The sequence below is a fragment of the Nocardioides sp. NPDC101246 genome (genome assembly GCF_044767415.1).
In the GTDB taxonomy this organism is placed as follows: Bacteria; Actinomycetota; Actinomycetes; order Propionibacteriales; family Nocardioidaceae; genus Nocardioides.
The window spans coordinates 308,036-329,805 of record NZ_JBIWNX010000007.1; the positions used below are offsets into that span (position 1 = coordinate 308,036).

General features: G+C 66.5%; 10 protein-coding genes. 8 read left to right on the top strand and 2 right to left on the bottom strand.

Annotation, left to right across the window (positions count from 1 at the left end; translation table 11 throughout):
- Positions 1–4: 4 nt before the first annotated feature.
- Entirely contained in the window at positions 5–1,279 is a 1,275-nt protein-coding gene (locus ACIRON_RS15660; RefSeq protein ID WP_402993183.1) for a hypothetical protein, read from the bottom strand.
- A 426-nt stretch (positions 1,280–1,705) separates the two neighbouring features.
- On the opposite strand from ACIRON_RS15660, the gene ACIRON_RS15665 reads away from it, so the two are divergent.
- The 8 genes from ACIRON_RS15665 to ACIRON_RS15700 all read left to right on the top strand — a co-directional run bounded on the left by ACIRON_RS15665 (position 1,706) and on the right by ACIRON_RS15700 (position 21,280).
- Positions 1,706–2,671, top strand: a complete 966-nt coding sequence (locus tag ACIRON_RS15665) for a hypothetical protein (RefSeq protein ID WP_402993184.1) — start codon at positions 1,706–1,708, stop codon at positions 2,669–2,671.
- A gap of 136 nt (positions 2,672–2,807) precedes the next feature.
- Positions 2,808–3,128, top strand: coding sequence for a hypothetical protein (locus ACIRON_RS15670; protein WP_402993185.1), 321 nt, complete (start codon positions 2,808–2,810; stop codon positions 3,126–3,128).
- Between the two features lie 93 nt (positions 3,129–3,221).
- On the top strand, positions 3,222–7,376 hold the full coding sequence (pglW, locus tag ACIRON_RS15675) for a BREX system serine/threonine kinase PglW (RefSeq protein ID WP_402993186.1): 4,155 nt from the start codon (positions 3,222–3,224) through the stop codon (positions 7,374–7,376).
- A 163-nt stretch (positions 7,377–7,539) separates the two neighbouring features.
- A complete protein-coding gene (gene pglX, locus ACIRON_RS15680) occupies positions 7,540–11,211 on the top strand; it encodes a BREX-2 system adenine-specific DNA-methyltransferase PglX (RefSeq protein WP_402993187.1) in 3,672 nt (1,223 codons plus the stop codon).
- Between the two features lie 146 nt (positions 11,212–11,357).
- Entirely contained in the window at positions 11,358–15,215 is a 3,858-nt protein-coding gene (locus tag ACIRON_RS15685) for a DUF6079 family protein (protein ID WP_402993188.1), read from the top strand.
- A 26-nt stretch (positions 15,216–15,241) separates the two neighbouring features.
- Positions 15,242–17,881 (top strand): BREX-2 system phosphatase PglZ, encoded by a 2,640-nt coding sequence (gene pglZ / locus ACIRON_RS15690; RefSeq protein WP_402993189.1) that lies wholly within the window; start codon positions 15,242–15,244, stop codon positions 17,879–17,881.
- Positions 17,878–19,182, top strand: a complete 1,305-nt coding sequence (gene brxD, locus ACIRON_RS15695; protein ID WP_402993190.1) for a BREX system ATP-binding protein BrxD — start codon at positions 17,878–17,880, stop codon at positions 19,180–19,182. The genes pglZ and brxD overlap by 4 nt, the downstream gene beginning before the upstream one ends.
- A 7-nt stretch (positions 19,183–19,189) precedes the next feature.
- Entirely contained in the window at positions 19,190–21,280 is a 2,091-nt protein-coding gene (locus ACIRON_RS15700; protein ID WP_402993191.1) for a DEAD/DEAH box helicase, read from the top strand.
- Here the strand turns inward: ACIRON_RS15700 and ACIRON_RS15705 are convergent.
- Positions 21,270–21,572 carry a hypothetical protein gene (locus tag ACIRON_RS15705; RefSeq protein ID WP_402993192.1) on the bottom strand — a complete coding sequence of 101 codons (303 nt, stop codon included), beginning with the start codon at positions 21,570–21,572 and terminating at the stop codon, positions 21,270–21,272. The two genes, ACIRON_RS15700 and ACIRON_RS15705, sit on opposite strands and share 11 nt — an antisense overlap.
- Between the last annotated feature and the right edge of the window lie 198 nt (positions 21,573–21,770).

The window sequence follows — 21,770 nt, forward strand, 5'->3', positions numbered from 1 at the left end:
GCGCTTACGCGTCGTCCTTGCGGCTCCGGCGAGGCAGGGGTCTCTCCGAAAGACGGCCGGCGAGCTTGTCCTTTGCACGCTTGGCACGGTCGGCGGCGTCGGCCCCGAGCCGCTTCGCGTTGTCGATACCGTCGGACCCGCGTTCGCGTATCGTGTCGCGCGCGTCGGCGCCGCGCTCGAGTGCCCGGTCGCGTACGTCGCCCGCGGCATCGAGCCAGCGCCGAGCTGCGACGTCGTCGTTGCTTCGGTCGAGGCCGAGGAGGCTGTGAAAGTCGGTGACGCTGGTTGCGACCGTGTTGCGGTCGCGTACGACGTCTTTGGCTGACCCCGGGTTGAGCAAGACCTTGCCGTTGGCGGCGCGAGCGGCAGCGTCCATCCGAGTCAGCAGTTGCTCGGTCGTACGGGCGATGAGGGCCATTCGATTGCGACGGGCGGTCTGAACGCCGATGCGGTGCTGATCGAGATCATCGGGGTCGGCGTCGAGAACTCGCTCGAGTTCCAAGACGCTGATCCCGTCGGCGAGCCGGAAACAATGGGCAAGGACTGCGAGCCAATCGCGTACGCCAGCCTCGGCCTCTCGGGTGAGCTTGGCGAGCTCGCTGACCTTCGTCTCTCGCTCGAGCTTCTCGGCGATCGCGTCGAGCTGTCGCAGGGCATACGCCTGAGTCTTCGCGATGACCATCGAGACGTTCTGTGCCTTCGACCAAGTGATGTCAGAGACGCGACCGACCTCGGCACGGATGGTCATGGCCTCGTCGATGACCAGGTCGACGCCGAGCATGTCGGCAATCACTGCGTCCTTCTGGGCGCGCAGGATATCGTCGACCTTCGCGTCGATCCGGGCGAGGTAGTCGGTGATCTCCTCCATGGTCTGCTGCATCGCCAGCTGAGCCATGATGCCGGCCGCGCCCGTGAGTATTGCCGGGTTCCGGAGCATCTGTCCCGGCGTTTTGGAGAACTCGACGAAGCCCTTGATCTGGCCCTTCGAGCCCTTGAGCACGCCCGTGGACAGCTGTGACTTCGAGCTCTGCCGCAGCCCGTACTTGTCGACCAGCTTGGCTGAGTCCTTCGTGAGCTGCACCCATCGTCCTGACTGCGATGCGATCTGCGACGCGGTCTCTGCGGTCGCGGATCCGGCGCTGAGGACGGACCCCAGACGGGGCATGGGGACCTCCTTCGGCGGAAGGTTCTCAGAAGCCAGGAACGCCTCGAGGGCCTTCTGGTCGCCGATCAGCGCGATCCCATTTTCATCGCTGATCAGCTCGATTTCGTTGTCCACTTCCGCTCCTGGGTGGGTACCAGAGGTGACAGCGCCGCCGTTCGGTTAACGGCACGTTCGCGTGCCCACCGTAGCCAGCGTGGATGCCGAGCGGCGGACGTTCGGCGCTCTTGCATCATCGACATTGGTGATCGCGACGGGCATCGTGCTCGGCAGGCTGAGGAGCTTGCCGGCTCATGTACGGGGCGGGGTTCCAAGCATGGCGATCTTGGGGTGTAGTCAAGATGTGGGCGCGCGGTGGCGCCCGGCGGGGCCGGTGGCGTGGCACCGTTTGCGTGGACACGTCAGATGTGATCGAACAACGTACTCAGATCGGGGACACGGATGAGACTCATGCTCGGGGTTGGGGTCGCAGGCTTGGTGCTGGGTCTTTCGGGATGTGGGCCGTTTGATCGGGACGCGACCTTGGAGAATGACCTCCTAAAGATGGCCGGAGTCGAGGCGATTGATGTCGATGACCGCCGGGTGGAGTTCTCTGACGTCGAGGAGCGCGACCTGAAGCCGGTCGCCGATCGGATCGCGGAGTGGGAGGACGATGGCGGTCTCGCGACGAGGCTGGACGGCTGGGATCTGACGAGCAACGGTGTGGTCGTGGGTTCTGACGTCGCGCAGCAGGACCTGCCGAACGAGGCCGTTGCCGCGTTCGTGGAGTTGGCGGGTCTGGACCTTGATCGATACACATCTGAGGAGATCAAGCCCTTTGGTGCGGGAGGGATCGATGACTCGTTCCGGGTGTCGCTGGACGGCGTCGAGGACCCGCTGGGAGTCACCATCACCGTGTTGAAGGCGCTGGGGGAACATGCGGCTCGTTACGGCACGCTCTCGGTCGAGGCACCGGAAGGATTTCACGTCTTGGTGGGGATGGACAGGCTCGACGCGAGCCTGATCGACAGTGTCGTGACAGACCTCGAAAGCCTGCCGGACTGGAGTGCCTATGATGGCGCGTCGGTGCAGGTCGGCGGCATCAACGAGGAGCCGAACAAGATCGGACTCCACTTCAATGTTCCCTTGGTCGACACTGTCGATGTCAACAGGTCGGCTCTCGCGGCGCAGGCGAAGCTGACCAACCCGAACGACCTTTTCGTGTCGGTCACCGATGTGCCGTCCAACGGAATCCTCCTGGTGATGGGCACCATCGAGGAGGTCGAGGGCGAGGTTGCGGTGCTGGACGGTCTGAAGGATTCGCCGATCGCAAGCGTCACCTACATCGGCGGTGGGACCGACACTTGGCTGGTGCTGACTGTCAAGGCGCAAGCTGACCTCCTCACCGTCGCACAGGACGCGGAGCGGGTCGGCGTCAGCCGGCTGGAGATGTCGATCGAAGGGCAGGACCCGCTCGGTGACAAGGTCGATGGTACGCCGGCGGAGTTGATCAAGCAGCTGAGCCGCTAGGCAATGCGTGGTCGGGCATCGTCGTGTGCGGGATTCGTCACGGGCCGCTTCCACCAATCCGAGTCTCATGATGCTCGACTGTGCAGGCATCCCTGTCGGCCTCTCCAACGATCCCGAGCGTCTATACAATCCTCGGGTGAGTGACGAAAGCGCCCTGTTCGACTTCGCCGACGAGCCCTCGACCGATCCGGTTCCGGCCGCACTAGCACCGATCAGGACATGGCAGGTCGACCAGCTCCGTCAGGCCCTCGACGCCACCAACGCCACGTCGATGGAGGAGCGCCAAGCCCTCGTTGAGGAACACGTTGGGAGACCGGTCGGCGCTCTCCGCGAGCTTCACTACGACGACGTACGTCCGCTGCTCGAGGCTCTGCACAAGCGGAAGGTTGCGACTGTCGACACGGCCGGATCCGCATGGGATCACCGTGATGAGGACACCTGGATCGACAAGCTCTGAGGACTGGCGAGGAACACCGCACGAGCGCACCATGCCGTGGCAGGATGTGCGCATCGTAAAGATGAAGTTGTCGGATCGTCTGACGGGGGAGCGATGAAGGCCGAGTCGGGACACTGGCACGTGATGGGCCCGGCGGCCACCCCGCAGGAGCATGCAGCGCTGGACGCGTTTCGCGAGCTCCTCCCAGAGGACGGGGTCACGACCGCCTGGGCGAACCTGACGTTCATCGACAACAACGGCCGCTCGGCCGAGGTCGATGTGCTTCTCCTGACCAGATCGGGCCTGTACGTCGTCGAGCTCAAGGGCTGGCACGGCACCATCCGCGGCGATTCTCAGCGGTGGAACCACAACACCCGGAATGTCGAGAACCCGTGGCTGGCGACGGACCGCAAGGCGAAGAAGCTGGCTGGGATTCTGCGGAGCGTGACGAAGAACGGCAGCGAGCAGAAGGCGATCCCGTTCGTCGGCGCCCTGGTCGTCCTCCATGGACGAGAGAGCATCGTCGAGCTCGAGGGCAAGGGCCGTACGGGTGTGGTGGCCCTCGATGGCTACAACGTCACCGGGAACCCGAAGAAGCTGGATCAGCTCAGCGGCTTCCTCGCCAACCTGCCAGCCAACCCGCATCACATCGTCGACTTCCAGCGGGCAAGGCAGATCCGCAAGCTGTGCGAGCGAGCCGACTTCAAGGCGATCCCCAAGCAGCGGATGTTCGGCGACTACAAGGTCTCGCAAGCAACGCCGATCGCCGAAGGTCCGGACTGGCAGGATGTGCTGGTCGAGCACCCGTTCGTCTCAGGCGTACGTCAGCGGCTGCGGCTCTATGACGTCGACCCTAAGGCATCCGCCAGTGACCGCACGCGGGTCGAGCAGATGGCGCGGCGCGAGTACCAGCTCACGTACGGCATCCAGCACGAGGGCATCGCGGTCCCTGGCGAGTTCAAGGTCACCGACGACGGCCCCGCGCTCGTCTTTCCCTATGACCACGACGAGATGCCTCTCGATGCGTACCTGGCCTCGGAGAAGGGACGGGATCTCGACTTCGACCAGCGCGTTGCCCTGGTGCAGCGGCTGGCTGAGACTCTCCGGTTCGCCCACGAGCGTCACCTGTTCCACCGTGCCCTTGCGGCCAAGCGCGTTTGGGTGAAACCTGGCAAGGGCAAGACCCCGACCCTCACCATCCGCGACTGGTACTCAGGCCAGAAGGAGCGCGACACCGACGCGAGCAGCCGGTGGACGGCCATCAGCCAAGGCGCCACCGATCTGCTGGGTCTCGGCGATCACGAGGACTGGATATACCTAGCGCCCGAAGCGCGACATGACGCCCGCGACCTGCCAGGCATCCCGCTCGACGTCTACGGCCTCGGCACCCTGTCCTACCTGATCCTGACGGGCCGCCGGCCGGCCGACACCTTCGCCGAGCTCGAGCAGCGCCTCGCCGAGACGCATGGTCTCGATCCGCGTGCGGCCGCGCAGGTGCCTGACGACATCGCCGATGTGGTCACGCTCGCCACCAGTGACCAGGAGACGGCGCGACCGGCGACCATCGCGGAGTTCCTGGACCTGTTCCGCGGCGCTTACGACAAGGTCCGCGGCGCCGCCGACGCCGAGGAGCATCCTCAAGCGCCGGACCCGCTCGAGGCAGTCAAGAGCGACATCGTCGCCGATCGCTTCATCGTGGTCAGCCGCCGTGGCGAAGGATCCAGCGGTGTGGCCTTGGCGGTCAATGACACCGATGCGCCAGATCCTGACCGCGAGGTCATCCTCAAGCTCGCCCGCTCCGAATCTGCTGAGAACCGCCTCGCGGCTGAGGCTGAGATCCTGCGCGCTCTGGACCACAGGCGCGTCGTGAGGCTGATCGATGGACCGATCGAGGTGGATCAGCGCAAGGGCCTGATTCTCTCCGATGCCGGCAAGATGACGCTGGCAAGCAGACTGGCCACCGAGGGGCGTGCGACACTCGGTCAGCTGCAGCAGTTCGGGGGCGACCTCCTAGAAGCGATGGCTTACCTGGAGACCAAGGGCATCTTCCACCGCGACATCAAGCCCGCCAACCTCGGCGTGATCCCCGACCCCGGCAAGAAGCACCCGACGCTGGTGCTCTTCGACTTCTCGCTGGCCACCGAGCCACTCGACAACATCAGGTCCGGCACCCCTCGTTATCTCGACCCTTACCTGGGTCGTGGCCGGCGCCAGCGTTACGACCGGGCAGCAGAGCTGTACGCCGTCGCGGTCACTCTCTTCGAGATGGCAACCGGGCAACAGCCATGGTGGGAGGGCGGCCTCAGCGGTCCGGCCGACCCCAAGGCTGCGCCGATCATCGAGCCGACCAGCTTCGAGCCGGCAGTCGCCCAGCAGCTCACCGAGCTCTTCCGCAAGGCGCTGCATCCCGATGCCAAGGCGCGTTTCGCGTCGGCGGACGAGCTGGCACTGAGCTGGCAACAGATCTTTATCGAGCTCGATGCAGGCGAGGAGACCGCGGAAGCCAACGATGAGCTGGCCGGCAAGGCCACGCTGGAGACGCGCCTGGCCGAAGCCGGACTCTCAGCACGAGCGCGCTCCGGGCTGGCACGCCTCGATCTGGTCACCGTGGGCGATCTGCTCGGGATTCCCCCGATGAAGATCACCACCATTCGTGGTCTGGGGGAGTCCTACCGCAAGGAGATCCAGCGCCGCATCCGCGAGTGGAGGGCACGCCTCAGCGAAACCGAGCACGCCCACGAGGAAGGGGAGCGGCCAGGCGTCGAGCGCACCGTCGGGATCCTGCTCGACGCGCTGAGCGGCGAGAGTCGCGTCGAGATGCGCGCTCTCCTCGGCCTGACGGCCGACCTGGCCGAGACCGAACCCGCGTGGCCGTCGATGGCCGAGACCGCCCAACAGCTCGGGCGCACCCGCGACCAGGTCGTCCGGACGGTCGACAAGGCAGTCGAGACCTGGACGGCGCGCGACACCACTCTGACATCCGTGCGCGACGACGCTGTTGCGATTCTCGGGCGTGAAGGTCGGGTTCTGACCCTCCCAGCGCTGGCGTGGTCGCTGGCCGCGCAGCGCGGCTCGCTCCTCGACGGGCCGGAGCGGGCACGGTACGCCGCCGCTTTGCTCCGTGCGACCTACGAGCTTGACAGCCGCGAGATCGAGTCCTCGGTCGAGTACCGGCGCCGCCCGAACCGGCCCGCGCTCATCGCCCTACACGAGACGGTGGACATTGACGAGTCCGGTCAGCATTGGCCGACGGCCGAGACGCTTATCGGTGCAGCTGACGAGCTAGGTCGCGCCGCCGATCAATTGGTCAAGAAGGGCGTGGTCCCGCTCGTGACGGCGGCCGCCGCGTTGCGAGCCGAGGTCGCTGACGTCGGCGGTGAGTCGCTGCCCGCGGACGACCGACGACTGATCGCCCTCGCCGCAGAGGCCAGCGGGACAGCGGACGTCTCGGGCTACGGCGAGCTCTATCCCGTCGACCTTTCTCCGGTCACCGCCATCGAGATCGCCTTGAGTGGCAAGCCCGGACGCCAGGTTCATCAGGACGCGATCCGCCGCAGCGTCACGGCGAGATTCCCGCGGGTGCAGCTCCCCGAGACCGCCCACGGCCTGGACGCGCTGGTTGCCCAGGCGCTTCCCGGGATGGTGCGCCAGGGGTCGATCTACGAGCAGGCAAGCAGCACCCATAGCTCGGTGACCGGCACCGCCACCATGCTGACGCCTACCAACGCACCGGAGGCCGCAGGTCGCCTGCGGGAATCGTTGCGCAGGCACGGTGCGATCACGTTGTGCACCACCCCGAAGCGCTACATCCGGGCCGCCCGTTCCCTGCCCCAGGCATTCGACCTCGACGTACTCGATATCGCCGAGCTCGTCGTCACCGCCACCCGCGCCAAGTCCGACGAGGTTGGGGCCGACTGGCGCTTCATCCTCGGCGTCGACTCGCGTCCCCAGGACGACGCTGACCGAGCCACCCTCGGACGGCTCGTTCGCGACGCCGTCGAACCCGTCCTCGCCGAGCGCCTTGCGACCGATCGCCCCCTTCTCATCACCAACGCCGGCCCGCTGGTCCGCTATGGCCTCGACAGCCATCTCGCTGGACTCCTCGATGTCGGAACACCCCGTCCGGCCGCGCGTTGGCTCCTTGTCGCAATGAGCGGAAACCAGGCCGCCCCGCAGCTTGACGGTCAGCCTGTACCCGTCGGCCCAAGCGGCTGGGTGAAGTTGTCCTCCGACATCACGCCGCTGTTGGCGTCAGCACTCAACGGCTGATTGCTCCCGTCAGCGAGGCGATCGGCGCGTTGACCGCGAACGACGATGACGTGTCTGATTGACCTCGACGCGACTGCCGCATGTGACACGATGACGCCAACAGCGATAGGCCTGATGTGGCCGCCCGCCTTGCTGACTCGAACGACCTCGAAGGACCTCCCGAGTGATCAACTCCGCTGCCCTGCTGAAGGACCTCAAGGGCCAGCTCAAGCTTCTCCAAGCCGACCTACGGGAACGGGCCGAAGACCCGGTGAACGAGTGGGGGAAGCGACTTAAGGAGGAGCATGCCGAGGCGCTGCGCAAGAAGCGTACGGGGCACAACTGGGTGACCTGGCGCGACAACGAGGTCGACCAGGCTGCGGTGGCGTGGATCATCGCCGCGACGTTCCTGCGCTTCTGTGAAGACAACGATCTGCTCGCCGGTGCCCACCTGGATGGGCAGCCGGCTCCGACCGGCTGGATCGCCGGCCCGGGAGAGCGGACCGCGCGCAGCGAAGAGAACCTCACCGCATACTTCCGCGCCAACCCGACCCACAATCGGCGCGACTGGCTGCACCAGGGATTCCGCGTGCTCGCCGCGCAGCCGGCGGGGGAGGCCCTGGTCGACCCTGACCACAACCCGGTCTGGGCCGCACTGATCAGCTCCGAGCGAGCTGCCGACCTGATCTCCTTCTGGCGACGGACCGACTCCAGCGGTGACCTGGTACACGACTTCACCGATCCCGATCTCGGCACCCGGTTCCTCGGCGACCTCTACCAGGACCTCTCCGACCACGCGAAGAAGACCTACGCTCTGCTGCAGACCCCGGTCTTCGTCGAGGAGTTCATCCTCGACCAGACCCTCACCCCCGCGCTCGCCGAGTTCGGCCTCGACGGCCTCAAACTGATTGACCCTACCTGCGGCTCGGGTCACTTCCTCCTCGGCGCCTTCGACAGGCTGCTCGAGCGGTGGCAGATCGAGGCGCCAGCGCTTGACACCAAAGAGCGGGTACGCCGCGCGATGGACTCGATCCACGGCGTGGACCTCAACCCCTTCGCCGTCGCCATCGCCCGCTTCCGCCTCACTGTCTCGGCGCTCAAGGCGACAGGCACGCGCTCGCTGGTCGCGCTCCCCGAGCCTGCCTACCACCTGGCGATCGGCGACTCGTTGCTCGGCGAGCGTGGCGTGCAGCAGCCCGGGTTCCAGTTCGAGGGCGAGGAGCCTGACGGTGCTTACCAGTACGACGCCGAGGACCTCGCCGACTACCACGGCATTCTCGAGCCGGGCCAGTATCACGTGGTGGTCGGCAACCCGCCATACATCACCGTCAAAGACCCGGCACTGAGCGACCTCTACCGGAAGTCGTACGCCACCTGCCACCGTCAGTACGCCCTGTCGGTGCCGTTCATGGAGCTTTTCTTTCGGCTCGCGGTCAAGGGCGAGCAGGGTCGGGCGGCGGGGTATGTCGCCCAGATCACCGCCAACTCGTTCATGAAGCGTGAGTTCGGCAAGAAGCTGATTGAGAACCTCATCGGTGGACGCAACCTGGTTCTGTGGCAGGAGAACCCGGTCGACCTGACCGCCGTCATTGACACTTCGGGTGCCTACATCCCAGGGCACGGTACGCCGACCGTGATCTTGGTTGGGAGGCGTCGGCGGGCCGTGGGCGACACCGTCCGAGCAGTACTCGGCGTTCGGGGCGAGCCCGGACAGCCGGCGGAAGCGGCGGCTGGTCTGGTTTGGGCCGAAATCACTGGACACCTCAGCGAGGTGGGCTTCGACGGCAGGTTCGTCTCGGTCGCTGACCTAGATCGTGCTGTTCTGTCCGTACATCCATGGTCACTGAGCGGGGGCGGGGCAAGCGCCGTTTTCGATGCGATTTCTACTGCAGGTGCGAAGGCGCTCCGGGAAGTACTTGGCGAGGGTGTAGGGGGATCGATCCGCGCCGGTGCCGACGAAGCATTTATACGACCGCGGGTCCTGCCGCGAGAGATCGGGGCAGCGGAGTATTCGCGCGCATTCGTCGTCGGCGAGTCCGTTCGCGACTTTGCGAACAGCGGCACCGAGAGGATTCTCTTTCCCTACGAGGAGAATCTGCAGTCGTCGACGAAACTTGATGCTGCCCTGTGGCCCTGGCGAACGATGCTTGCTGGTCGCGCGACTTTCCAGGGAGTGATGGCAGATGCTGGATTGCGTTGGACTGACTACATGCAATTCACCAAGTGGGCCGCAAAAGCCACGCGGACGATCACGTTCGCAGAAGTAGCGACGCACAACCACTTCGTGCTGGAACGCGGTGGGAAGGTGTTCAAGCAGACCGCGCCGGTGATCAAGCTGCCGGAGGGGGCGTCGGAAGAGGATCATCTGGCGTTGCTTGGGGTGCTGAACTCGTCGACGGCGTGCTTCTGGCTCAAGCAGGTCAGCCACAACAAGGGGGAGGGTGGCGGAGCTCGCGTTGACGCCGGATACGCGGCGATGGGGAATGAGGAGTGGCGGAACACCTATCAGTTCGGCAGCACCAAGCTGGAGCGGTTCCCGCTGACGACTGCCTTGCCGCTGGTGCACGGGCGGGCGCTCAATGCGCTGGCGCAGCGCCTAGCCCAGGCGGCGCCCGCGAGAACGGTCGCGGGTTGGCTGTTGGATCCGGAGCGGTGCGCGCCGTTGGGGGCGCACCTGACCGATGCGGCAGATGAGTGGACGCGGGTGCGCGCGCGGATGGTGCTCGAGCAGGAGGAGCTGGACTGGAAGACCTACCATCTCTACGGGCTTGTGGACGAGGAATTGACCTTCGGCGAGCCATCGGCTGAGGCGGATGCTGAGAGGGGTTTCGACGAACTCAACCACCGAGGTGCGCTGGACCTGGGGGAGCGAGCGTTCGAGATCGCGCTGGCGCGCCGCGTACAGGCGGGGGAGGAGGAGACGGCCTGGTTCGAGCGGCACAGGTCGACGCCGATCACCAAACTGCCGGATCGGTGGGGTGATGACTACCGGAAGGTGGTCGAGCGGCGGTTGGAGCTGATCGAGTCGGATCCATCGATTCGGTTGCTGGAGAAGCCGGAGTTCAAGCGGCGGTGGGCGACGACGCCGTGGGACGTGCAGCTTAAGACCGCGCTAGAGGCGGCGATCCTGGACCGGCTCGAGGCGCCCGAACTGTGGCGCGACGAACAGGGCCCGGACCTGCGGTCGGTCGCACAGTTGGCCGACCTGCTGCGTACGGACGAGGTTTTGAAAGAGCTGGTCGCGATCTATGCCGCGACCGCTGAGCCCGACCTGAGCAGGGTGCTGGGGACGCTGATCGAGACGGAGGCGGTGCCGTTCCTGGCTGCGTACCGCTACAAGCCTTCGGGGTTGGAGAAGTTCCGAGTCTGGCAGGAGACCTGGGAACTGCAGCGGCGTGAGGACGCGGGGCAGAAGGTCGATATCGCAGTGCCGCCGAAGTACGGGCAGGCTGACTTCCGCAAGCCTGCGTACTGGAAGGCGCGGGGGAAGCTGGACGTGCCCAAGGAGCGGTTCATCGCCTACCCGGGCGTGACTCGCGAGGGCGATTCCACGCCCGTGCTCGGTTGGGCCGGCTGGGACCACCGCGACCAGGCGCTCGCTCTCGGCCGCGACATCCCTGTTCAGGACATGCTCGGTGCGGACGACGATGCGCTCACTCCGCTGGTCGCCGGCCTGGTCGAGCTCGAGCCCTGGCTCAAGCAGTGGTACGCCGAGGAGGACCCGGTCTACGGCATCAGCCCTGCCGCGGTGGTGGCGGAGCTCATCGACCAGTACCTGACCCGCATGGAGATGACTCGCGAGCAGGTGACGGAGTGGGCGCCGCCCGCGGCGACGAGAGGACGTAAGCGCTCGTGATCGAGGTGCGCGCAGGAGAGGTGCAGAGGGTGGTCTGATGCCCGGGGTAAATCGAGACCGGAACCTGTGACCCGTCGATAGGCTCGGTGGGCGCGAACGCGCGCGATCCGCCGGGTCCGTCACATCAGCGGCCGGAGTAGGTAAGAATGAAGACCGTCATGACTCCTGCTCTTGCTACCCCGCTGCGCGATGCAATCGACATCCCGCTGACCGTCCACGATGCCGACTTTGTCCTCCAGATCGACCGGGCCCAGGAGGATCCGGCCGGGACTCTGCGGGACTATGTGGTGACTGAGTCGATCGCGGAGGCGTTCGACAAGGGACTGAAGATGGTGGCCGCGACGCTGTCCGGCCGAGCGTCGAAGGGCGCCTTCATTCATGGCTCCTTCGGTGCTGGTAAATCGCACTACATGGCGGTGATGCACCTCCTGCTCACCGGCGAATCGCGGGCCCGGGCGGTGACCGGGCTCCAGGACGTGGTCGCTAAGCATGAGGCGCTGCTGGAGAAGCGGTTCCTGGCGGTCGACTACCACTTCGTCGGCGCTGAGTCGGTCGAGGCGGCACTCTTCGAGGGCTACCTCAACACGGTCAAGCGCCTGCACCCGGACGCTGGTGCGCCGGTGCTCCATCGCTCCGATGCGCTCTTGGAGAACGCGCAGGGCTTCCGCGAGCAGATGGGCGATGAGGCGTTCTTCGCCAAATTCCCGACGACCTCGTCCGGTGGCGGCTTCGGGTCGTATGAGAGCGCGTCGGTGACGCCAGAGTCGTTCGACGCGGCTCGTCGCGCTGCTCCGGGTGACGGCGCGAGGCAGGTGGTCGTGGCCGCACTGATCAAGCACTACTTCCCGGCCTTCGAGCGGACCGGCACGTGGCTGGACATGTCCTCGGGCCTGGCGGCTATGACGGCACATGCCAAGTCGCTCGGCTACGACGGGATCGTGCTCTTCCTCGACGAGCTGGTGCTTTGGCTCTCGGGCAAGCTCGGTGAGACGACATTCATCAAGACCGAGACCGAGAAGATCGCCAAGCTGGTCGAGACCGGTACGGGCACCCTGCCGGTGCCCGTGGTCTCGTTCGTGGCACGGCAGCGTGAGCTGAAGGAGTTCCTCGGTGGCGGTTCCGGCGGCGCCGAGCAGGTGGCGCTGGCGGACTCGTTCCAGTGGTGGGAGGGCCGGTTCGAGAGGATCGATCTGCCTGCGGCCAACCTGCCTGAGATCGTGCACAAGCGACTGCTCACGCCGGCCAGCGCCGAGGGGAAGGCAGCCCTGGATGCGGCGGTTGCGAAGGTGCGGGCCAACCCGGTTGCGTACAAGCACCTGCTGACCGACGAGGCCGGCTCCGGCGCGATGGACTTCGCGATGGTCTACCCGTTCTCGCCGGCGCTGGTCGACGCGATGATCGCGCTTTCGACGGTGATGCAGCGGGAGCGTACGGCCCTGAAGATTATGAGCGAGTTGCTCTCCCGCGGTCGCGAAGATCTGACGGTCGGGGACGTGATCGGGGTCGGTGACCTCTTCGATGTGGCGGTGTTGGGTGACTCCGATCCGCTGACCAAGGAGATGCAGGCGCTGTTCAAGGCGGCGCGCACGTTCTACAGCCACAAGATGCGGCCCTACCTGCTCAACCGGCACAGCCTGAAGGACTCGGAGGCGAAGGTACTTCCGCGCGCACACAACTTCCGGCGCGACGACCGGCTGGCGAAGACCCTGTTGGTCGCGGCGATCGTGCCCGCGGCTACCTCCCTGAAGGACCTGAGTGCATCGAAGCTGGCGGCGCTCAACTTCGGCACCGTGGTCTCGATGCTGCCGGGCCAGGAGGCCAGCCAGGTGGTGGCGAAGGTCAAGGAGTGGGCTGCCGAGTTCGGTGAGATCACTGTCGGCCATCAGAGCAACGACCCGATCGTCAGCCTGCAGCTCTCCGGGATCGACCTGGATTCGATCCTGGTGCACGTGGCCACCGAGGACCAGCCCGCCAACCGGCGTACGCTGCTGCGGCAGCTGCTAGCCGAGGAAATTGGTGCCGAGACGACAGGAACGCTCGGCAGCGAGTATGCGCTAACCCACGTCTGGCGTGGCCAGAAGCGGTCGGTGGATGTCGTCTTCGGCAACGTACGCGACAAGCAGGGCCTGCCAGACGCTGCTCTGCAAGCAGTGGACGGTCGCTGGCGACTGGTGGTCGACTATCCGTTCGACGACAAGCAGCGGCCACCGACTGATGACCTGGAACGGCTGCGCCAGCTGCGCGACGAGCAGCGGTTCACCGACACGGTCGTTTGGGTTCCACACTTCATGACCGCGGCCCGGATGGACGATGTCGGCAAGCTGGTGCAGTTGGAGTATCTGCTGACCGGCACTCGTTTCGACCAGTACGCGACCAACCTAGCGCCAAGCGACCGCGAGCCTGCCCGACGCCAGTTGGCCAACCAACGCGACTCGCTCCGTGAGCAGATCAAGACCTCGTTGTTCCAGGCTTACGGTACCGCCTCGGCCACCGAGGATCAGTTGGGTGACATGGTGCCCGATGGGCGGGTCTTCCAGACGCTGGCATCGGATTACGACCCGCTTAAGCCGGCCGCGCCAACTCTGCGCGGCGCAGCGGTGGCCGCGCTCAACGGCGCTCTCGACGGACGGTTCGCACAGCACCCAAAGCTCGACCGGCCGGACGAAGAAGTACGCCGCCCCGAGCTCAACGCGGTGCTCGACCTCGCCCGCCGGGCGATGGCCGGCGGCGGGCGGATCGAGCAGGTCGAACGGGCCGCTGCGGCCAAGGTTCGTCGGGTGGTCGATGCCTTCGGCATCGGGCGCCTGGCGGAGGTCACCTATGTCCTCGACCCGGTCCACTTCGCTTGGCAGGATCAGTTTGTGAAGGTCGCTGCCACCGGCGACCCCAGTGTCGGTGAGCTGCGAGAGGTGCTGGCGCCCTACGGGCTGACCGCCGACCTCCAGGACCTGCTGGTGCTGGCCTGGGGTGCGATGACCGACCGTACCTTCCGCCGCTATGGGTCCTCGATGGGCGAGGTGGCGATCGGCGCGCTCACTCCTGATGTCGTACTGCAGCACCCGGTGCTGCCGCCCGACGAGGAGTGGGCGCGGGCGCTGGAGCGGGCGAAGGCTCTCTTCGGTGTAGGTGCGCAGGAGTACCACCTCTCCTCGGCCGCGGTGGACCGCGTCGGGCGCAAGCTCGCCGGCAAGGTCCAGGAGTACGCGGCGGCGGTGAGTGATCTGGTCGTACGTCTCGAGCAGCATCAGGCGGTGCTCGGGCTCGACGAGGTCAGCCCGCGGCTCGCGACTGCTCGCCGGGCGCGAGATCTGCTTGCTGTCATCCGTCCCGATGGCGAGCCGATCGGTCAGGTGCAGGCGCTGGCAGAGTTCGACCTGCCGGGGGAGCTGGCTACCTTGGGTCGTGCGATCGCGAGTGCTGGCGAGATCTCCGGTGCGCTCCGTGGTGCGAACTGGGGGTTGCTTGACCGACTGTCCGGGCTGGACGGTGAACGGGCCGAGTCGGCACTGCGTACGCTGCGGGCGGCAGCAGCCGCGGACGAGCTGTCGCTTCGGGCCGACGGCGGCTTGAAGCCCGCCCTCAAGCAGGCTGCCGACGAGGTGACTGCGATCTTGATCGAGCAGCGGCGCCAGGCGGGCCCAACCGATCAGGAGATCGAGGAGCAGCGTCGCAAGGAGGCCGAAGCCCAGACGCTGCTCGCGGAGCAGGAGCGGCTGCGTTCCGAGCGTGAGGAGTTCGAGCGCCAGCAGCGCGAGGCTGCCGAACGCGCGACACGGGAGCGTGAGGAGTTCGAGCGTCAGCGGCGCGAGGCCGCAGAGCGTGCTGAGCGTGAACGCGCTGAGTTCGACCGGAGGCAGCAGGAGGCGGCCGAGCGCGCTCGCCAGGCATACTCGGTGGCCATCGAGAAGGCGACCGATGCCGAGCAGCTCGCGTTCGAGCTGGTGCAGCAGCTGGCGAACCCGGTCGAAGGCAAGCGGATCCGGGTGGAATGGCGATGGGAGTGAGCCCTACCTCGGTGGATGGTGCGCCGATGCGTACGGTCGCAGTCTCGCCGGCGATGGTGCAGCAGCGTGCTGCCGCCCTGGTCTCGTCGAACGACGAGGCGCGGGTGCTGCTGCTGCGCGCGCAGCCGTCGTGGGATCACGGTGATGTGAAGGTTGGAGAGCGGGTCGTACGGGTGTTTCCCGCGGTCTCCCAGCTCGCCATCCTGGACATCCTCGCGAACCTGACCGCTGATGAGTACGCCGTCGTTCTCACCGACCGGCCGACCTCGGACCTGGGACAGGCGGTGCTCACGCGCGTACATCGGCAGCACGTGGAGATGCCGGACGAGTGGGAGGCCGTACCGCAGCTCTTCACGGGCGCTCGGGAAGTAGACCATGACCTACGGCGACTGACCTGGGCTGCCACGGCCCTCTTGGACCACAAGCCCGTCGACGGATGGCCGCGTTCGCCGGAGCTCTCCGTCACCACATCCCATGCGATTGGTGCGTTGACCGCCGAAGTGCTCGGCCTCGGCGCCTCCCACCAGCTCGATGAGGCGGGCGTGCTGTTTGCGCTCGGACGTCGGGAGGTACGAACGGCGTGGGTCGCCGTCGACGAGACGTTGCGTCGGCACCTGATCAACTGGAGTGGTGACGAGCTGGGCCCAGCAGCAGCCTTCGCACTGAGGGTGGCCCAGCGGCAAGAGCATGTGACACCGCTGGCCGTCGGTTTGGCGCTCGACGTGCTGTGGCCGGATGACGGCGCCTCGCCCGAAGAGCTGCAGGTCGCCGCGCGTGCACGGGTCGAGCGCTACATCGACGGAAAGGCGATCTCGGTCCAGGAGGCAAAGACCGTCGCGCAGTCCGCCAAGGCGACCGTGCTCCGCAGTGGCCTCGATGCCACGCCGGAGATTGCGATCGCCTTGAAGCAGGCCGAGGCTCTGCTGGACGACCTCAACTGGCCGGCCGGGGCTGAACGGTCGACGGTGCTGGCACCGGGATATGCCGCGCGGCTGCGCACATTGGGTTCTGCGCTGGTCGGTGGCGAGGGCGTCGAGGAGGCGTTCGCGGCTCTTCAGGACCACCGCGATGCAGCCGGCGCTGAAGCACCAGCAATGGCCGTACGCCTTCATCGTTGGCTCGCGACCATTGAGGCCAGCACTTCGAGCCTGGCCGAGGACCTCGCCCGTCAGATTGACGATGGTGCATGGGTAGATGCTGCGCTTGGGGTCATCTGGAACGGTTCCGATGACCCGGAGGTATCCGGTGCGTATCGAGGGCTCGTGGAGAAGGTACGCGCGCGTCGACGGGTACGCGATGAGATCGCCGCCTCACGGCTTCCCGAGGCCGTGACCCACGGTGTCGCTGCGACCTTGGGCATGTCGGCGATCGGCGTCGAGCGAGTGCTCTCCGATGTCGTACACCCATGGCGCGCCGCGGGCGACGGTGTGTTGTTGATCGTCCTCGATGGGCTCAGCGCTGCGGTTGCCACCGGAATCGCTGGTGAGATCGCTCGCCTCGGCCTGGTCGAGCACGTTCCAGAGGCGACATCGCGCCGCATGGGCGCCGTGGCCGTTCTGCCCAGCCTGACCCAGATCTCGCGAGCTTCGTTGCTCTCGGGGAAGGTCTGCCAGGGCGACGGCGGTGTCGAGAAGCGCGGCCTTGCCGAAGCGTTCCCGAAGTCGGTGCTCTTCCACAAGGACGACCTGCGCTCGAGCGGGGGTGCCAGCCTCGCACGGCATGTCGCTGATGCCGTCAACGACCAGTCGGTGCCGGTCGTAGGTGTGGTGATCAATGCGATCGACGATGCGATCCACAAGAACGACACCTCCGGCTGGGAGTGGCGCCTCGACCAGCTCGCCCCGATGCGGGCGCTCCTGGAGGCGGCACTGGCAGCGCGGCGTACGGTGATCGTCACCTCCGACCATGGCCACATCGTCGAACGCGAGAGCCAGGCTCGCTCGCTGCGCGGGGCTGATGCCCGGTGGCATGCTGCGGCGAACCCGGTGGGGGAGGGCGAGATCCTGGTCAACGGTCCGCGGGTCGTGGCCGAGGACGGGCAGGCAGTGCTGCTGTGGCGAGAAGACGTGCATTTCGGGCCACGGCGCGCGGGCTATCACGGCGGTGCGAGCCTTGCCGAGATCACCGTGCCGGTGCTGGTCTTCCGGCGTGCCAGTGCGGAAAAGTCGCCTGCAGGCTGGGTGCCGGCGAAGCCTCAGACGCCCGAGTGGTGGTTTGAGCCTGCGCTTGCCGGTGCCCCGAAACCGGCTCCGCCCAAGCCGAAGAAGCGAGCAAAGTCGAAGGCACCCACCGACCAGGACGCCCTCTTCGCGGTCGAGGCTGCACCGGCAATCTCACCGGCTGGTGCCAGCGATCTGATCGACGCACTCCTGGCATCGGCCGCGTACGCCGATCAGCTCAGCCGTGCCCGACGGCTCGCTCGGGATGCTGGAAAGGTGGAGGCATTCCTACGGGCGCTCTACGCTAGGGGCGGTCGCGCACACCGTGACGCGGTGGCATCCGCAGCGGGCATCGCGACGACCGACATCGGACAGGTGTTCGCCGCGGTGCGCCGCCTGGTGAACATCGACGGATACGCCGTTGTCGAGCTCGACAACGACGGGGTGACGTACCGTCTCGATGTGGACATGCTCCAAGACCAGTTCGAGCTCGAGGCGGCCCGATGAGTGCGCCGGCGCTGAGCCCGCGGCGCCGGCGCGACATCATCGACGCGTTGCGCCGAGGCACGGTGCCACGGCAAGGGCTCGACGTTCTCGCCGTCGGTTTGGCACGTTTCGAGGGTGCCATCGATGCCGAGCTGGCCTCGGCCGCGGGCGGTGGCGCGGGGTTCAAGGCCGTCCGCGGCGAGTACGGGTCGGGTAAGACGTTCTTCTCTCGTTGGCTGACGGAGCGGGCCAAGAAGGGTGACTTCGCGACGGCTGAGATCCAGATCAGTGAGACGGAGACGCCGCTTCACAAGCTGGAGACTGTCTACCGGCGCATCGTGGAGAACCTCTCCACCCCGACAACTCCGTCCGGCGCCCTGCGCGACGTGGTCGACGGTTGGTTCTACCTGCTCGACTCGGACGCGGCCGAGGGATCGACCGCGGCAGTCCTGGAGCTGCTCGACAAGCGCTTGGCTGTGGTCTCGAAAGAAGCCCCAGCGTTCGCGGCTGCGCTGCGTCAGTACCGTCTCGCTGAGGCGACTGGTGACACGGCGCAGGCTGAGGGACTGTTGGCCTGGCTCGGTGGTCAGCCGCACGTCTCCGCGTCGGTGAAACGTGCTGCCGGCGTTCGCGGCGATCTGGACCACTTCGGTGCCCTGGGTTTCCTTCAGGGCCTGCTCACCGTGCTTCGTGATTCTGAGTACGCCGGGTTGGTGATCGTGCTCGATGAGGTCGAGACGCTGCAACGGATGCGCTCGGACGTACGCGAGAAGTCGCTCAACGCACTGCGACAGCTCCTCGATGAGATCGACGGCGGCCGCTACCCGGGGCTGTATGTGCTCATGACTGGCACCCCAGCCTTCTACGACGGCACTCAGGGGATGCAACGACTGCCACCGTTGGCACAACGAGTGGCTACGGACTTCCAGACCGATCCGCGCTGGGACAACCCGCGGGCACCTCAAATCCGTCTTCCCGGGTTCACCACCGACTCACTGGTCGAGCTCGGCGCTCGGGTGCGAGACATCTACGCCGCCGGTGCGTCGTCGCCGGATCGAATCCGCGAGACGGTCGATGACGCGTACATCCGCACGCTCGCGCTCGCCGTCGGCGGCTCCTTGGGCGGCAAGGTCGGCGTCGCGCCCCGGCTGTTCCTGAAGAAGCTGATCGCCGACGTGCTGGACCGTGTCGACCTCTACGACGACTTCGACCCCCGCCGCGACTACCGACTCACCGTGACCTCCACGGAGCTAACCGACGTTGAACGCGAGGCACACGCGGCGCCTGCAACCAGCGTCGACGACATCACCCTGGACGGGTGACGAGGCCGTGACCGGGCTCGATCCGGCGCTGGAGCATCACATCGTCAACACCCTCGGGTGGCCATCGCTGCGGCCGCTGCAGGCGGCCGCGGTCGATCCGGTCGTACGCGGCGAGGACTGTCTCTTGCTGGCCCCAACGGCCGGCGGCAAGACCGAGGCTGCCGTGTTCCCGATCCTCAGCCGGATGACCGACGAGCGCTGGCAGGGGCTCTCGGTCCTCTACGTCTGTCCGCTGCGGGCGCTGCTCAACAACCTGGAGCCACGAATCGCCGGGTACGCGGACTGGCTGGGACGCCGAGCGCAGTTGTGGCATGGCGACACTGGTCAGCCTGCGCGGCAGCGGATGCTCACCGAGCCGCCTGACCTCCTGCTGACCACACCAGAGTCGTTGGAGGCGATGCTGGTCTCGACCAAGGTCGATCCCCACCGTCACTTCGCCAACCTGCGTGCCATCGTCGTCGACGAGGTGCACGCGTTCGCCGGCGACGATCGCGGGTGGCACCTGCTCGCGGTCCTGGAGCGCTTGGAACGCCTGGCGGGACGTCCGATCCAACGGATCGGATTGTCGGCCACCGTGGGCAACCCCGACGAGCTGCTGACATGGTTGCAGGGCTCATCCGCCGGCGAGCGACCAGCGTCCGTGGTGGCTCCTGATGTAGTGACAGGGTCCGGGCGCCCGTCGGGTGAGGTCACGCTGGACCATGTGGGGTCGCTGGCGAACGCCGCGAAGGTGATCTCCCTGTTGCACGCGGGGGAGAAGCGGCTGGTCTTCTGCGAGTCCCGCCGTGAGGTCGAAGAGCTTGCGCATGCTTTGCGGGCGCGTGAGGTGACCACGTTTGTCTCGCACTCGTCGCTCTCGATCGACGAGCGTCGGCGGGCCGAGCAAGCCTTCGCCGAAGCCCGCGACTGCGTCATCGTCTCCACCTCGACACTTGAGCTCGGCATCGACGTCGGCGACCTGGACCGGATGATCCAGATCAACGCTCCATCGACAGTTGCCTCGTTCCTGCAGCGGTTGGGGCGTACGGGGCGGCGGCCCGGGACCACGCGCAACGCGCTCTTTCTCACCACCACTGAGGCCGGTCTGCTTCAGGCGGCCGGAATGTTGCTGCTGTGGTCTCGCGGGTACGTCGAGCCAGTGGTCGCCCCGCCATCCCCGCGGCACATCGCTGCCCAGCAGATCCTGGCGCTGTGCTTACAGGAGGGACGCGTCGGCGAGCATCTGTGGAGCGAATGGTGGAACGGCTTGTCGATCTTCGACGACCATGCCGACGAGATCATCGCGTGGCTGGTCGAGTCCGGACATCTCGAGCGCGACTCTGGGATGCTCTTCATTGGGCCTACGGCCGAGCGACGGTTCGGCCGCCGCAACTTCATGGACCTGGTCTCCGTGTTCACCGCCAGCCCGGAGTTCAAGGTCCTCGCCGGCCGTCAGGAGCTTGGTTCGGTCGACCCGATCGTGCTCACGCGGGAGGTTCAGGGACCCCGGGTCATCGTCCTAGGGGCACGGGCCTGGAAGGTGACTCACATCGATTGGAAGCGGCGCCGCTGCTTCGTCGAACCGAGCGATGCGCCAGCGAGAATGCGCTGGATGGGGGAGTCGGCCCCGCTCAGCGCCGCACTCGCTCGAGCGCAGCGCGACGTACTTCTCGGCGAGGATCCCGAAGTGACGCTGTCCAATCGAGCCCGTGCGGCTCTGAGTGAACTGCGGCTGGAGCGTTCAACCGAGGTGTCGTCTCGGGGTCTCGTGGTGCTACGCGATGGTGACGAGGCGTACTGGTGGACGTGGGCGGGGGCACGCGCAAACGCAACCTTGATCGCCGCCTTGCCTGGCATCGCAGACGAGGCACAACGCCCGGACAACTTCAGGGTCAAGCTGAAGGGCCCCGAAGCGGCCAACGCGCTGTCTCGTCCGATCGATGGTGTCGACTGGCCCCAGGTCCGTTCGGCGGTGTCGCAACGGGCGGTGGAGGGCCTGAAGTTCTCCGAGGTGCTCGCCCCCGAGGTCGCGAGCGCAACGGTGTCGGAGCGACTCAACGACTCAGCAGTTGCTGCCGCCGTCGCATCGGCTCCGCGACTCGGCGTAGTCAGAGAATGAGACTGCGGAGTCGCATGAACGTCTCCTGCGTGAGGTGCCAGAAGTCGATGTCGGGGTTTCCGACCGTGTTGGGGCCGCAGCTGTCGAGGACCCGCTGCACACGGTCGAGTTCGGGAATCGTGAAGTCGGGTGTGTCGACATCGTCAAGAGCCGTGAGCGGCGCCAGATCGGCACCCGCCGCTTCGAGGGTCGTCTGAAGGTCGAACGATGGTTCCGAGTTGAGATCCAACGTCATGTCGGGGACGGCGTGGGCGGACTTGGCACAATCGAAGACTCCCTGGACGGTCGGCACCACCGACCTGTCGACTTCCGCGATGAGTTTCGTACGACGCGCATTGCCCTCGGGTGAGGCCGCGCAGTCGTGCCATCGTTGCCCCGCCGGCCTAAACCCCAAGTTCAGAATCCTGTCACCTCGACCGAAACAAACTGGCTCTGACCTGGGAAAACCGGTCAGAGCCAGTTTCGTTTCCGGCTGCCTGAAACCGCCTCC

Bases quoted from the DNA above. Each gene is read 5' to 3' on its own strand.
- ACIRON_RS15665 (WP_402993184.1), top strand. From the start codon at position 1,706: ATGGCCGGAGTCGAGGCGATTGATGTCGATGACCGCCGGGTGGAGTTC.
- pglW (WP_402993186.1), top strand. From the start codon at position 3,222: ATGAAGGCCGAGTCGGGACACTGGCACGTGATGGGCCCGGCGGCCACC.
- ACIRON_RS15685 (WP_402993188.1), top strand. From the start codon at position 11,358: ATGAAGACCGTCATGACTCCTGCTCTTGCTACCCCGCTGCGCGATGCA.
- pglZ (WP_402993189.1), top strand. From the start codon at position 15,242: ATGCGTACGGTCGCAGTCTCGCCGGCGATGGTGCAGCAGCGTGCTGCC.
- brxD (WP_402993190.1), top strand. From the start codon at position 17,878: ATGAGTGCGCCGGCGCTGAGCCCGCGGCGCCGGCGCGACATCATCGAC.